This is a genomic window from Paenibacillus oryzisoli, from assembly GCF_050467285.1.
In the GTDB taxonomy this organism is placed as follows: Bacteria; Bacillota; Bacilli; order Paenibacillales; family NBRC-103111; genus Paenibacillus_E; species Paenibacillus_E oryzisoli_A.
In genome coordinates this window covers 267065-280288 of sequence record NZ_JBCMUN010000005.1, presented here as the reverse complement: position 1 = coordinate 280288, position 13224 = coordinate 267065, and the positions used below count along the sequence as shown (strand labels likewise).

General features: G+C 52.3%; 15 protein-coding genes. All 15 read left to right on the top strand.

Annotation, left to right across the window (positions count from 1 at the left end; genetic code table 11):
• Window positions 1-93 precede the first annotated feature (93 nt).
• Window positions 94-960, top strand: coding sequence for a heptaprenyl diphosphate synthase component 1 (locus ABE504_RS07015; RefSeq protein ID WP_430086350.1), 867 nt, complete (start codon window positions 94-96; stop codon window positions 958-960).
• 21 nt (window positions 961-981) lie between these two features.
• Complete coding sequence (locus ABE504_RS07010; RefSeq protein ID WP_430087411.1) at window positions 982-1725, top strand: demethylmenaquinone methyltransferase; 744 nt, start codon at window positions 982-984, stop codon at window positions 1723-1725.
• A gap of 6 nt (window positions 1726-1731) precedes the next feature.
• Window positions 1732-2607, top strand: a complete 876-nt coding sequence (locus ABE504_RS07005) for a UbiA-like polyprenyltransferase (RefSeq protein ID WP_430086347.1) — start codon at window positions 1732-1734, stop codon at window positions 2605-2607.
• On the top strand, window positions 2604-3215 hold the full coding sequence (locus ABE504_RS07000; protein ID WP_430086345.1) for a UbiX family flavin prenyltransferase: 612 nt from the start codon (window positions 2604-2606) through the stop codon (window positions 3213-3215). The genes ABE504_RS07005 and ABE504_RS07000 overlap by 4 nt, the downstream gene beginning before the upstream one ends.
• Window positions 3196-4059 (top strand): menaquinone biosynthetic enzyme MqnA/MqnD family protein, encoded by an 864-nt coding sequence (locus tag ABE504_RS06995; RefSeq protein WP_430086342.1) that lies wholly within the window; start codon window positions 3196-3198, stop codon window positions 4057-4059. Before ABE504_RS07000 ends, ABE504_RS06995 begins: the two co-directional genes overlap by 20 nt.
• Entirely contained in the window at window positions 4056-5033 is a 978-nt protein-coding gene (locus ABE504_RS06990; RefSeq protein ID WP_430086339.1) for a polyprenyl synthetase family protein, read from the top strand. The genes ABE504_RS06995 and ABE504_RS06990 overlap by 4 nt, the downstream gene beginning before the upstream one ends.
• A gap of 22 nt (window positions 5034-5055) precedes the next feature.
• On the top strand, window positions 5056-5499 hold the full coding sequence (gene ndk / locus ABE504_RS06985) for a nucleoside-diphosphate kinase (RefSeq protein WP_430086336.1): 444 nt from the start codon (window positions 5056-5058) through the stop codon (window positions 5497-5499).
• A 115-nt stretch (window positions 5500-5614) separates the two neighbouring features.
• Window positions 5615-6397, top strand: a complete 783-nt coding sequence (locus tag ABE504_RS06980) for a CheR family methyltransferase (RefSeq protein WP_430086334.1) — start codon at window positions 5615-5617, stop codon at window positions 6395-6397.
• 94 nt (window positions 6398-6491) lie between these two features.
• Window positions 6492-6656 carry a hypothetical protein gene (locus tag ABE504_RS06975; RefSeq protein ID WP_164716362.1) on the top strand — a complete coding sequence of 55 codons (165 nt, stop codon included), beginning with the start codon at window positions 6492-6494 and terminating at the stop codon, window positions 6654-6656.
• A gap of 223 nt (window positions 6657-6879) precedes the next feature.
• The gene (gene aroC / locus ABE504_RS06970) at window positions 6880-8043 is read left to right on the top strand and encodes a chorismate synthase (RefSeq protein ID WP_430086330.1); all 1164 of its coding nucleotides are present in this window, start codon (window positions 6880-6882) and stop codon (window positions 8041-8043) included.
• Between the two features lies 1 nt (window position 8044).
• Window positions 8045-9139, top strand: coding sequence for a 3-dehydroquinate synthase (aroB, locus tag ABE504_RS06965; RefSeq protein WP_430086327.1), 1095 nt, complete (start codon window positions 8045-8047; stop codon window positions 9137-9139).
• 3 nt (window positions 9140-9142) lie between these two features.
• Entirely contained in the window at window positions 9143-9529 is a 387-nt protein-coding gene (gene aroH / locus ABE504_RS06960; RefSeq protein WP_430086324.1) for a chorismate mutase, read from the top strand.
• 283 nt (window positions 9530-9812) lie between these two features.
• Window positions 9813-11360: an anthranilate synthase component I gene (trpE, locus tag ABE504_RS06955; RefSeq protein WP_430086322.1), complete on the top strand. Its 1548-nt coding sequence runs from the start codon at window positions 9813-9815 to the stop codon at window positions 11358-11360.
• Between the two features lie 21 nt (window positions 11361-11381).
• A complete protein-coding gene (gene trpD / locus ABE504_RS06950) occupies window positions 11382-12422 on the top strand; it encodes an anthranilate phosphoribosyltransferase (RefSeq protein ID WP_430086319.1) in 1041 nt (346 codons plus the stop codon).
• A complete protein-coding gene (trpC, locus tag ABE504_RS06945) occupies window positions 12412-13209 on the top strand; it encodes an indole-3-glycerol phosphate synthase TrpC (protein ID WP_430086316.1) in 798 nt (265 codons plus the stop codon). Before trpD ends, trpC begins: the two co-directional genes overlap by 11 nt.
• Window positions 13210-13224: the final 15 nt, after the last annotated feature.

Below are 13224 nucleotides of genomic sequence, written 5' to 3'. Positions count from 1 at the left end.
GTGCTTCCGTTTCCGTGTTATGATATAATGATTTGAATTGAGGTAATCGAGCATAGACGAAGATATTTGGCACACGGCTACGGAGGCTTTTGCATGAATTCTTATCGGATCCCAGAGATCGCCAAGCAGTACACAGAATACGACATGATTCAAATTCACACGGATTTGCCGGAGTTTCCAGAAATGCGTACGCGTTTGCTGTTCGCCTTCTTGAACGAATACAGTAAATTTCGCGCGTCCAGCGAGCTTTTTACTTTAGCGGCATCGCTTGTTCAATTGGGTCTGGATACACATGACTTGGTCACGGTGACCAACGACGTCAAGGAGAAGAAAGCCGCGAGATCACGGCAGCTCAAAGTGCTGGCCGGGGATTATTTCAGTTCGCGTTTCTACAACCTGCTGGCGGGAGCAGGTCAAATTGAGATGATTAAGCAGCTTTCCAGCGCCATCTGTGAAGTGAACCGTGTCAAGATGAACGTGTATACGAAAATGAAGCAGCTTAAACTGACGGCAGAAGATTACCTTCACCATATGGTGGAAATTAAATCTCAGCTGTTTTTGTCGTTTTCGGAAATTTTGAACGAAGCGCACGGACATGCATGGCCGCAAATTATGCGCAGCTACGCGAGATGCGAGCAGTTGCTCGAAGAAATTTTTCGATCGGAATCAATTGCCAATTTCAAGGGCAGCTGGGGCTTTTGGCATATTCTTCAGCACGGAGCCAAGGATGAGCGCAAGCAATTGCAGCAGGATCAGCTCGATCCGGCGAAGGTTCGGACGCTGCTGAACAAGCATCAAATTACTTCCCAGCTTGTTGAGCTGCTTCGCGTACAGACGGAGCAATTCCATGCCGCAGTGAAGCTGCTTTCATCGGATAAGCTTATTAGTGAACTCTTTCACATAAGCGAGCCGTTCCAGCGAATCACAGGGAAACAGCCGAAAGTACTGGAAGAAATTTGAGGAGAGTCCGATATGACTGCAATGAAATCGAATGTGAGTACGAAGAAAAAATCGAAAGAAGAGTTTGTGCACGGCGTTTTTGAGAGTATTGCGCCCAAGTACGACTTAATGAACAGTATTCTTAGCTTTCGCAGACACAAAGCGTGGCGCAAGTTTACGATGCGCAAGATGAACGTGAGGCCGGGGCAAACGGCGATCGATCTGTGCTGCGGCACATGCGATTGGACCATTTCCCTGGCGCAGGCCAGCGGTACGGGGCGGATGATCGGACTGGACTTCAGCCAGAACATGCTGGATGTCGGCGAGCGCAAAATCAAGGAGCTGCATTTGGAGAAGCAGATCGAGCTCGTTCAAGGCAATGCGATGCAGCTGCCGTACGAGGATAACACGTTCGACTACGCGACAATCGGGTTTGCGCTGCGGAACGTGCCGGATCTCGAGCAGGTTATTCGCGAGATGAGGCGTGTTGTGAAACCGGGAGGGCTCGTCGTTTCCCTTGAATTGTCCAAGCCGACGTGGCAGCCGTTTAAGTCGATTTATTATTTTTATTTTCAGAGGGTGCTGCCGTTCTTGGGGAAAATTCTCGTGAAGAGCTACGAGCAATATAAATGGTTGCCGGAGTCACTGGTCAGCTTCCCCGATCATAAGCAGCTTGCGGCGATTTTTGCCAAGAACGGGCTTGAGCAAGTACAAGCTTATCCGTTGACAGGCGGGGTCGCGGCGCTGCATATCGGCACAAAAGGCAAAACAGAATCAGGAGTGTAGTCAGCTATGTTTACGAAACTAAAAATATTTTTGGAAATGATCAAGTTTGAGCACAGCGTGTTTGCGCTGCCTTTTGCGTTCATGGGCGCGATCCTGGGGTCGGTCGTGCTGAAAGACCAGCTGCCAAGCTGGGCGCAGATCGGTTGGATTACCCTCGCAATGGTGGGGGCTCGAACAGCTGCGATGTCGCTCAATCGGGTCATTGACCAAGCGATCGATAAAAAAAATCCGCGGACAGCGGGCCGGGCGATTCCAGCCGGACTCATCAGCGTGCCGCAAGTTATCATTTATATCGTTATCTCGTTCTTGTTGTTATTCTGGGCGACGTCGCATCTCAGCTTGCTTTCGATGAAGCTGCTGCCGATTGCAGTGTTTTTCCTTGTGTTCTATTCCTATACTAAAAGATTTACTTGGACATGCCACTTCGTTTTAGGCTTGACACTCGGTCTTGCGCCGCTGGGCGGCTGGATTGCTGTGACAGGCGAGTTCACGTGGTCGTCGGTCATTTTCTACTTGACTGTCGTGTGCTGGAGTGCTGGCTTTGACTTGATCTACGCTTGCCAGGATGCTGATTTCGATCGCAAAGAAGGCCTGTACTCGCTGCCAAGCCGTTTCGGCATCAAAGCGGCGTTGAACACGGCGCGTGTCCTGCACGCGCTGACAGCGGTTGGCTTGGTGACGTTATTTTTCATGACGCATCTGAGCTGGTTCTATTTGCTTGGCCTCGTGATCGCCTATGTCATTCTGTATAAAGAACACCGTCTTGTCTCGCCGCAGGACTTGTCCAAGCTGAACACTGCATTCTTTACGATGAACGGTATTCTCAGTCTAGTGATGTTTGCTTTTACTCTGCTTGATGTGTTGGTGAGTCCACACCTATGAGCGGAAATTGGGTAATTGGTTTAACGGGGGCGAGCGGTGCGCAATACGGCGTGCGGCTCGTTCAAGTGCTGCTGGACATGGCCTATGACGTTCATCTCATCGTAACGGATGCAGGCTGGCGAGTGCTCCAGGACGAGCTGGATTGGTCGGCCAGCAAACGGCAGGACGAATTGGAGAAGCATTTTGGAGGAAGAAAAGGCAAGTACGAATATCATCCGATTGCGAATATCGGCGCGACGGTTGCGAGCGGTTCGTTTCGAACGAAAGGGATGGTTGTGATCCCGTGCTCGATGGGCACACTTTCGGGAATCGCGCGCGGCGCATCGGATAATTTGCTGGAACGTACGGCCGACGTGATGTTAAAAGAAGGCAGAAAACTAATTATGGTGCCAAGGGAAACGCCGCTGCACGCCATTCATTTGGAAAATATGCTGACGCTCGCCAGAATGGGGGTTCGCATGATTCCGGCGATGCCGGCTTTCTACAATCGTCCGGCGTCCTTGGAGGACATGATCGATTTTATGGTAGGCAAAGTCATGGACAGCATGGACATTGAGCATTCCTTGTACCGCAGATGGGGAGAGAACAATGAGCAACCTAGACCCTAAAATTCGCATTGGCCGCATTAATTACACGAATGTATGGCCGATCTATTACTATTTTCCGCAGCTGATGAACATTCCGGAAGTGGACATTATCGAACAGGTGCCCAGTTCCTTGAATAAAGCGATGGCCGAAGGCAGCATTGACATGGGGCCGATCTCGTCCTTCTCGTTTGGCGAACATTTCGAAGAGTATGTGCTGTACCCGGATCTATCTGTTAGCGCGTTCGGCGAAGTCAACTCGATTCTCCTGTTTCATGAGAAGCCGCTACGCGAGATTGTAAACGGACATATTGTGCTGCCTTCCACATCCGAGACGTCGATTAATTTGCTGAAAATCATTGTAGAGAAGTTCTACGGCGGCAAACCGACGTATTCGACGCAGAAGCCGAATCTGGATGAAATGATGAAGAATGCGGATGGCGCGCTGCTGATCGGCGATGATGCGATTAAGGAAAGCTGGCGGGATCCAAGGTATATGATTACGGATCTTGGGCAAGAATGGGCGAAATGGACCGGACAATGGATGACGTTCGCGGTGTGGGCGATTCGCAAAGAAGTAATCCGCAAGCATCCTGCACTGATTGCGGACATCTACGCGGCCTTCAAAAAAAGCAAGGAAATGGCTCACGCGAACCCGGATAGCATGATCCGCGAAGCGCAGGAGAAGGTTGGCGGGACGCCTCAGTATTGGCATCATTATTTTCATTCGTTATGCTACGATTTTGCGGCTGAACAGCGTGCCGGGCTCTCCAAATATTATCAGTATGCGTATGAGCTTGGTTTTCTGCCGAAGCCGGTCAATATCGGTTTATGGGAAGAGAATAACGTAACACGGGTGACGGAATGAAAAATTTAATTGAGATATACGCAAGAAAAAGAAAAGACGTCGCGGCCATTGAAAAAGAGCTGGAGGAGAGCGTATACAGCGATCATCCGCTTCTTCGGGAAACCTCGACGCACTTGCTCAAGGCGGGCGGTAAACGGATTCGGCCGGTGTTCGTGTTGCTCGCCGGTGAGTTCGGCGCGTACAAGCTGCAGACGATGAAGCTTGTCGCTGTGCCGCTGGAGCTCATTCACATGGCCTCGCTTGTGCATGATGACGTGATCGACGATGCCAATACGCGCCGCGGACAGCTGACTGTACGCTCGAAGTGGGATAACCGCATCGCGATGTTTACCGGCGATTACATTTTCGCCAAAGCGCTCAGCGTGATCACGGATATTCCAAAGCCGGCGGTTCATAAAATCATGTCCAAGGCGATCGTGGAAATGTCCATCGGCGAGATGGAGCAGATCCGCTTTTTTTTCAACACGGATCAGACGGTTCGCGACTATTTGCTTCGAATTCGGCGGAAAACGGCGCTCCTTATCGCGATTTCGTGCCAGCTTGGCGCGATGGCGGCGGACAGCCCGGACTGGATAAGTAATAAATTGTACACATTTGGCTATAATATTGGTATGACTTTCCAAATCAGAGACGATATTCTGGACCTGATCGGAACGGAGAAGCAGATCGGCAAACCGCCAGGCAGCGATGTGAAGCAAGGCAACATTACGCTGCCAGTCCTGCTGGCGATGAAGGACCCGAATCTGCGTCCACACATATTGACAGAATTGGATCGAATACATAAACTGGATGGACAAACGGATGTCAGCCGTTTCCTGGATATCATCCGAGGCAGCGCCGGCATCGATGAAGCGGATCGGTTATCGCAGCGATATCTCGATAAAGCGATTGCGGCATTGGACAAGCTGCCGAACATTCAAGCGAAAAAAGATCTCATCGAAGTCGCTCACTTTATCGGTAATCGATCTTATTAACGAGAAGGAGGTAGACCTAAGGATGGAACAAACCTTTTTGATGGTCAAACCGGATGGCGTTCAGCGCGGTTTAATTGGCGAAATTGTCAAGCGTTTCGAACAGAAAGGCTTTCAGCTCGTCGGAAGTAAATTGATGCTGATTACGCGGGAGCAGGCGGAGTTTCATTATGCCGAGCATAATGGCAAAGACTTTTTTGAACTGCTCGTCAACTTTATTACATCAGGCCCTGTGTTTGGTATGGTCTGGGAAGGCGATCAGGTGATTACGCTGTCCAGAACGATGATCGGCAAAACGAATGCGCTGGAAGCGGCGCCAGGCACAATTCGCGGAGATTTCGCGGTACATACGAGATTGAACCTGATTCACGGCTCCGACTCGCCGGAAAGCGCAGAGCGGGAAATTAATAATTTCTTCCGACCAGAGGAAATCATGAAATATGAGAAAAATGTACAGCCTTGGATCTAGTCGGGCGCAACCGGGAACCTTTCTATTTGGAAAGGTTCTTTTCATTTTCTATGAAGGAAATTGCAAGGCCTCCACAGAATGTATGCAGTAGACTATGTGCAAGGTGGAGGACAACATGGAAGATCAGGATTTTCTAAGTTTTATTAAAAAGATTAAGGACCACACGTCCATTGATCTTGCCCTCTACAAAGAAGCGCAAATGAAACGCCGGTTAACGACGCTGCGTATGAAACGCGGATATACGACGTTCGTTGCCTTTTTTGAAGCAATGATGAAAGATAAGGAGCTGTTCTACGAGTTTCTGGATCGTATGACGATCAACGTCTCCGAATTCTGGCGCAATCCGAACCGCTGGGAAATTGTTGAGCAGAAATTCGTGCCGGAGATGCTGCGCAAGAACCGACGGCTCAAAGTGTGGAGTGCAGCGTGCTCGACCGGCGAAGAGCCGTATACGCTGGCAATGATTCTGGCGGAGCAAGGCGCGCTGCAGGAAGCGACGCTGCATGCGACCGATATTGACGATGGGGCGCTGGAGAAGGCACGCAAAGGGTTATACCTGGACCGTTCGGTCAGAGATGTGCCTGAGAAGTATGTGAAGAAATATTTTCGCCAGGAGCAGCTCATGTTCCATGTGTCGGATGAATTGAAGAGAGCCGTCAAATTCAAGAAGCAGAACTTGCTGGTCGACACCTTTGACACCGGGTACGACTTGATCGTGTGCCGGAACGTGATCATTTATTTTACGGAAGAAGCCAAACATGTGCTATATCAAAAGTTTGCTAAAGCGCTAAAACCGGGTGGCTTGCTGTTTGTTGGCTCGACCGAGCAAATTTTCTCGCCTGCGCAGTACGACCTCGAAGCGGCGGATACGTTCTTTTATCGCAAGAAAGGGGTATAAGAACTTCCAAAATTTCCAATACTAAGATGTAGAACGTTGCGGCACGCAGACCATTGCATATCGTTGCTGCAAGGGTACAGCTTAGGGGGCTAACATGGATAAACGCAAGGTGATTACGGCTTATCGCAGAGGCATGCTGTCGATTCAGGAATGTGCGCAAATTCTCGGCGTCGATACGTCCCAAATTGCGGGTTTGATGAGCGATCCGCAGCTAAGTGAACTGCCAAGATTGATCCATAAGCAGCCGATGCACGGCTAATCTTGGCTTCGAACGAGAAGATGACACGCTTTGGCATAGGGGAAATTCCCTGATGCCGGGGCGTGTTTTTGCATTTGTGTTGTTGCCAAACCTGAGGACCTATACTATAATGGAAAAAATAATCGCGCGTCAAAGCGCTAAAGTGTTCGTGCCATTGCTGCCGCAGGGCAGAACGTTCTTGGATACGAAGAAGTCTTCGTACTATTTTAGGAGGTCATCCATAGTGAGATATTTAACAGCAGGGGAAACCCATGGACCGCAGCTTACTGCGATCATTGAAGGATTTCCAAGCAATGTCACCATTAACTTTGAAGAATTGAATCATCAATTACATAGACGTCAGCTAGGGTATGGCCGCGGCCGTCGCATGCAGATTGAAAAAGATACCGCGCAAATTGTCGGCGGCGTGCGTCACGGCAAAACAACGGGTGCTCCGATCGCGCTGGTAGTTGTCAATAACGACTGGAAACACTGGACAACTGTTATGGGCATTGAGTCCGTGGAAGAGGACAACGAAGGCAAACGCCGCGTGAACCGTCCGCGCCCTGGACATGCCGATCTGAATGGCGGTCTCAAATATAATCAGAAAGATTTGCGCAACATTCTGGAGAGATCCAGCGCGCGCGAGACGACGATGCGTGTAGCGACAGGCGCAGTTGCCCGCCAACTGCTCGCTGAGTTCGGAATTAAAGTTGCTGGACAAGTCATCCGCATCGGCGATGTGGAAGCGAAGCGTCAAGAACTGCCGCTCGACGAACTGATTGCTGTAACGGAAGCGTCTCCGGTTCGGGTCGTGGACAAGGAAGCGGAAGCGCAAATGATCGCGGCTATCGATGCAGCAAAAGATGACGGCGATACCCTGGGCGGTATCGTGGAAGTGATCATTGAAGGCGTACCTGTGGGCCTCGGCAGCCACGTGCAATGGGATCGTAAGCTGGACGGGAAAATTGCGCAAGCGGTGCTTTCGATTCAAGCGTTCAAAGGCGTGGAATTCGGGATCGGTTTCGAAGCGGCGGAGCGCAGAGGCTCCAACGTGCACGACGAAATTCTGTACTCGGAAGACAAAGGCTTCGGCCGTAGAACAAACCGCGCAGGCGGCTTTGAAGGCGGCATGACGACTGGCGAGCAAATTATCGTGCGCGGCGTCATGAAGCCGATCTCTACGCTGTACAAGCCGCTGCAAAGCGTTGACATCGATACGAAAGAAGTGTTCACGGCGCAAGTGGAACGCTCTGATACGTGTGCGGTGCCTGCGGCGAGCGTTATTATGGAAAACGTCATCGCCTGGGAAGTGGCGAATGCATTCCTGGACAAGTTCGGCGGCGATTCCATTGAAGAAATCCGCGCGAACCTGAACAACTTCCTAGCGCAAGTGGAGAGCTACTAGTATGAGAGAACTGACCGTAGAGCTAGGCGAGCGCTCTTATCCTATTTATATCGGCCAAGGGATCGTGGCCCAGATTACGGCACTGTTCGACCGCGCGAAGCTCAGCCGCAAATCGCTGCTCCTGATCGTCACCGATGAGTCGGTGGCGGCTCTGCACCTGGAGCGCGTGCTGTCGCTGCTCCGTGAAGGCGGCTACGCCGCCACTGCCTGCGTCGTGCCCGCAGGCGAAACGTCCAAATCCCTCGCGCAGCTCGAGGGAATCGTCACCGCCGCCCTACAGGCCGGCCTCGATCGCTCTTCGGCGATCGTTGCGCTTGGCGGGGGCGTGGTCGGCGATCTCGCCGGCTTCGCGGCGGCGAGCTTTATGCGCGGGATCCGCTTCGTGCAGATCCCGACGACCATCCTTGCTCACGACAGTTCCGTCGGTGGCAAGGTCGCGGTCAATCACCCGATGGCGAAGAACATCATTGGGGCGTTTCACCAACCGGAGCTGGTCCTGTTCGACATCGACCTCCTGCTCTCACTGCCGCCGCGCGAAGTGAAGGCAGGGCTGTCGGAAGTGATCAAGCACGGCTTGATCTGGGATGCCGCTTTCACGCAGTGGTGCGATGAAAACGCAGCGAAGCTCTTGGCTTTAGACCCGGAAGCGCTCAGCTACGCGCTGTATATCGGCTGCGAAGTCAAAGCCAAGGTTGTCTCGCAGGACGAACGGGAGAACGACCTGCGCGCGATTTTGAACCTCGGCCATACGATTGGCCATGCGTTGGAAGCGGTCGCAGGCTACGGCGAGCTGCTGCATGGCGAAGCGATCGCCATCGGCATGGTCGGCGCAGCGAAGTTGGCGCAGCAGTTCGGGTACAGCGAGGAGATACATACTGTAACCAAACGTATTTTTGAAAAATTCGGGTTGCCGGTAACGATTCCGCCACATCTCGATTCCGATGAGATTATGAGCGCAATGATGCATGACAAGAAGTTTAAGGAAGGCACGATGGTGTACATCATTCCGACGGAAATCGGCAAAGTCGAGATCCGCAAGGACGTCACCGCCGTTCAGGTCAGACAAATTGTCGACATGCTAAAAGGGGAGAGCTGACACATGTTTGTAAGGGGAATTCGCGGCGCGACGACCGTCGAGCATAACGAGGCAGACGAAATTTTACAGGCAACCGGGGAACTGCTGCAAGCCATAGTTGAAGCGAATGATTTCCGTCCGGAAGACATTGCTTCCGTCTTTATTACGGTGACAGCGGACATTACCGCGATCTTTCCGGCCGTTGCCATCCGTTCCTTAGTCGGGTGGGAGCTGGTGCCGCTAATGTGTTCCCTTGAAGTGCCGATCACCGGCGCGCTGCCGAAATGCATCCGCTTGATGGTGCAAGTGAATACGACCAAAACGCAAGCTGAAATCAATCATATTTATTTAAAAGAAGCAAAAGCCCTTCGTCCGGATATTGTGAAATTGACAAATGAAGCCGCTCGGTAGTATAGTGAATTTAGATGAGTGCAGGTAAGTAGAGCAGAGTTTAGTGAAGTAGAGCAGAGCTGAGTTGAGAAGAGGAAAAGCACATATCCGCTTTATGCCAGTCTAGCGTCCAAGTTGGCGTTCGTCTGTTTGCATATATCGTTTGATTCGCTTTTTTTCAGCATCTTCCTCATCGTCTACTGAAACTAAAGTCAACCTCTACCCTGGGTAGAGGTTTTTTTGTATTCAATTAGAGTTTGGAGCACCGCATGAGGCAGCTCGCAAACTGAGAGGGGATGTTTCCATGTATACACCTGAACTGCAAGAAGTGATTCGTTTGTCCCGTACTTATAATTTAATCCCGGTGGTGCGTCATTTGTTGGCCGATACCGAGACGCCGATCCGAGTGTTCCAACATGTATACCAAGAGCCTCACGCATTCCTGCTAGAGAGTGTGGAGGGCGGCGTGAAATGGGCTCGTTATTCCTTCATCGGCACCGATCCGTTCTTGATGATTAAGTCGAAGCATGGAAAAACGACGGTAGAATCCCATGAGGGCGACAAAGTCACCGACGAGAAGCCGATTGACGTCCTGAAAGCCTACCTGCGGTCCTACTCCAGCCCTCAATTGCCGGGGATGCCTCGCTTTACGGGCGGTGCCGTCGGATTCTTCGGATACGACTTGCTGCAATACTACGAGAAGCTGCCTGCCCATCAGGTGGATGATCTGCAAATGAACGATATTCAATTCATGTTCTGCGATCAAGTCATCGTGTTCGACCATTTCAAACAGCAGATGATGGTCATCGCGAACGTGCACGTTCCGAAGTTTGCAACAGATGCCGATATTGCCGAAGCGTATCAAGCCACTTGCGAGAAGATTGACGCGACAATCGAGAAAATCAAGCGCCCGATGAGCGCGGATACGATGACGCACAATCCGATTGTGAAGGAGCCTGAGCTTGGCGAAATTCGCTCCAACATGACGAAGGAAAAGTACATCGCCAATGTGAACAAAGCGAAGGAATATATTCGCGCAGGCGACATTTTCCAGGTCGTTTTGTCCCAACGATTTGAAATCGAGACAACCGTTTCGCCGCTGCAAGTGTATCGCGTGTTGCGCACGATGAATCCGTCCCCGTACATGTACGTGCTCAAAATGGACGACGAAGTCGTCGTCGGCACGTCACCCGAGCTGCTCGTACGCGTCGAAGAAGACAAAGTCGAGACACGGCCGATTGCCGGAACGAGACCGAGAGGGAAGACGCCGGAGCAGGATCTTGCGCTGGAGCAAGAGCTGCTCGCCGACGAGAAAGAAAGAGCGGAGCATCTGATGCTCGTCGATCTGGGCCGCAACGACATCGGCCGCGTTTCCGAATTCGGCACGGTCAAATGCGACACGTTCATGGACATTGAGCGCTACTCGCACGTCATGCACATCGTGTCCAACGTGTCCGGCAAGATTGCGAAGGATAAAGACTTCTTCGATGCGTTCCTGTCCTGCTTGCCAGCGGGAACAGTGTCCGGCGCGCCCAAGCTGCGCGCAATGGAAATTATTGCGGAGCTGGAGCCGGAAGCACGCGGCGCTTACGCCGGAGCGATCGGGTACCTGGGCTTCTCGGGGAACCTCGATACGTGCATTACGATTCGGACGATTATTTTCAAAAACGGCAAAGCGTACGTGCAAGCGGGCGCAGGCGTGGTATGGGATTCCGTGCCGGAGAACGAATATCAGGAAACGGTGAATAAGGCGACGGGGATGCTGAAATCCATTCGGATGGCGGAAGCGATGTTCAGTCCGGAGCCAAGACCTGTCAGCGACATCAACAAAGATTACTTTGTAAACTCATAGGAAGAAAGGAGATTGACTACGATGAGCGGATTGATTACGATGCAGCAAGCTTTGGGAAAAGTGATTAATGGCAGCCACCTGACACGCGAGGAGGCACGCGGCGTCATGTCCGAAATTATGGAAGGCGCAGCGACGCCGGCGCAGATCGGCAGCTTGCTGACGGCGCTTCGATTCAAAGGCGAAACGCTGGATGAAATTACCGGATTCGCCGAGACGATGCGGAGCAAAGCGGCGCAAATGAATGTGCTACAAAGCGATTTGCTGGATACCTGCGGCACCGGCGGAGATGGAGCGGAGACGTTCAACATCTCGACAACGGCGGCCATTATCGCAGCGGCTGGCGGCATTCGCGTAGCGAAGCACGGCAATCGGGCGATGTCGAGCAAAAGCGGCAGCGCCGACGTGTTGGAAGCGCTGGGCGTTAATATTACGCTGACCGGCGAGCAAGCGGCCAAATGTCTGGAACGCGCGGGCATTTGCTTCATGTTCGCCCAATCGTTCCATCAATCGATGAAGCACGTGGCAGCGCCTAGACGCGAGCTCGGCTTCCGTACGGTATTCAACTTGATCGGGCCGCTGACGAACCCGGCAGGCGCCGACCGTCAAGTGCTAGGTGTGTTTGATCGGGAGAAAACGGAACTGATCGCGCAGTCGCTGCAAGCGCTGGGCCTCAAACGCGCGCTGGTCGTTGCGAGTGAAGACGGGCTGGATGAATTCAGCATTTCGGCGCCGACCAAAGTGACCGAACTCAAGAACGATACGATCGCCACGTATTCAATTACACCGGACGACCTGGGTTTACGCGCGCACAGCATCAAGGATGTCGCTGGCGGCGATGCGCAGCTGAACGCGGAAATCATTCGTCACATTTTCGCTGGGGAGAAAGGGCCTCATCGCGATATCGTGCTGGCTAATGCTGCGGCTTGCTTCTATGTGACGGGGCTTGTCGGCACGATGCAGCAGGGCGTCAAACTCGCTTCGAATGTGATCGACTCCGGCAAAGCGGAAGCCAAATTGAACGAACTTATTCAATATACAGGAGAACTGAGCCATGTTTCTTGATAAAATTGTTGCCACCAAACGCCTGGAGGTCGAGGCGATGCAGAACTTTTCCATTGCGGAAGCGGAGAAGCAAATCGCTCAGCTTCCGCCTTGCCTAGGCTTTGAACGGGCCTTGTCTTCCGGCCGGAACCGGGCCATGGGCCTGATCGCGGAAGTGAAGAAAGCGTCGCCGTCCAAAGGATTGATTCGGCCGGATTTTGAACCTGTTGAGCTTGCCAAATCGTATGCGGAGGCTGGAACCGACTGCATCTCCGTGCTGACGGATGTGGATTATTTTCAAGGCAGCAACGCTTACTTACAGGCAGTTCGCCAAGCGGTGAGAGTACCGCTGCTGCGGAAAGATTTTACAATCGATCCGAAGCAGATTTACGAGGCCAGATTGCTCGGGGCTGATGCGATTCTACTCATTGCGGCGATTCTGACGACGGCGCAAATGAAAGACTTTTTGAAGCTGGCCCAGGACCTCGGCATGGATGCGCTCGTTGAGGTGCATGACCGTGAAGAATTGGAGCGTGCACTGGAACTGAACACGACGTTCATCGGAATCAACAACCGGAACCTCAAAACGTTCGTGACCGACCTCGCAACAACGGAAGAGCTGATTCAGTTAATTCCGGCGGGTGTGACGGTTGTCAGCGAAAGCGGCATTTCTTCCGTCGAGGATCTGGCCTTCGTTCAGAAAGCAGGCGCGAAAGCCGTACTGATCGGCGAGCATTTTATGCGCCAGCCGGTTGTCGGCGACGCGATTGAGACATTGATGGGGCCGCGTGCGAGCGCGGCGAAGTAACGGGAAAGAGGCGAC

Bases quoted from the DNA above. Each gene is read 5' to 3' on its own strand.
- ABE504_RS06975 (WP_164716362.1), top strand. From the start codon at position 6,492: ATGGATAAACGCAAGGTGATTACGGCTTATCGCAGAGGCATGCTGTCG.
- ABE504_RS07000 (WP_430086345.1), top strand. From the start codon at position 2,604: ATGAGCGGAAATTGGGTAATTGGTTTAACGGGGGCGAGCGGTGCGCAA.
- trpE (WP_430086322.1), top strand. From the start codon at position 9,813: ATGTATACACCTGAACTGCAAGAAGTGATTCGTTTGTCCCGTACTTAT.
- ndk (WP_430086336.1), top strand. From the start codon at position 5,056: ATGGAACAAACCTTTTTGATGGTCAAACCGGATGGCGTTCAGCGCGGT.
- ABE504_RS06980 (WP_430086334.1), top strand. From the start codon at position 5,615: ATGGAAGATCAGGATTTTCTAAGTTTTATTAAAAAGATTAAGGACCAC.
- ABE504_RS06990 (WP_430086339.1), top strand. From the start codon at position 4,056: ATGAAAAATTTAATTGAGATATACGCAAGAAAAAGAAAAGACGTCGCG.
- ABE504_RS06995 (WP_430086342.1), top strand. From the start codon at position 3,196: ATGAGCAACCTAGACCCTAAAATTCGCATTGGCCGCATTAATTACACG.
- trpC (WP_430086316.1), top strand. From the start codon at position 12,412: ATGTTTCTTGATAAAATTGTTGCCACCAAACGCCTGGAGGTCGAGGCG.
- trpD (WP_430086319.1), top strand. From the start codon at position 11,382: ATGAGCGGATTGATTACGATGCAGCAAGCTTTGGGAAAAGTGATTAAT.
- aroB (WP_430086327.1), top strand. From the start codon at position 8,045: ATGAGAGAACTGACCGTAGAGCTAGGCGAGCGCTCTTATCCTATTTAT.
- ABE504_RS07015 (WP_430086350.1), top strand. From the start codon at position 94: ATGAATTCTTATCGGATCCCAGAGATCGCCAAGCAGTACACAGAATAC.
- ABE504_RS07010 (WP_430087411.1), top strand. From the start codon at position 982: ATGAAATCGAATGTGAGTACGAAGAAAAAATCGAAAGAAGAGTTTGTG.
- ABE504_RS07005 (WP_430086347.1), top strand. From the start codon at position 1,732: ATGTTTACGAAACTAAAAATATTTTTGGAAATGATCAAGTTTGAGCAC.
- aroH (WP_430086324.1), top strand. From the start codon at position 9,143: ATGTTTGTAAGGGGAATTCGCGGCGCGACGACCGTCGAGCATAACGAG.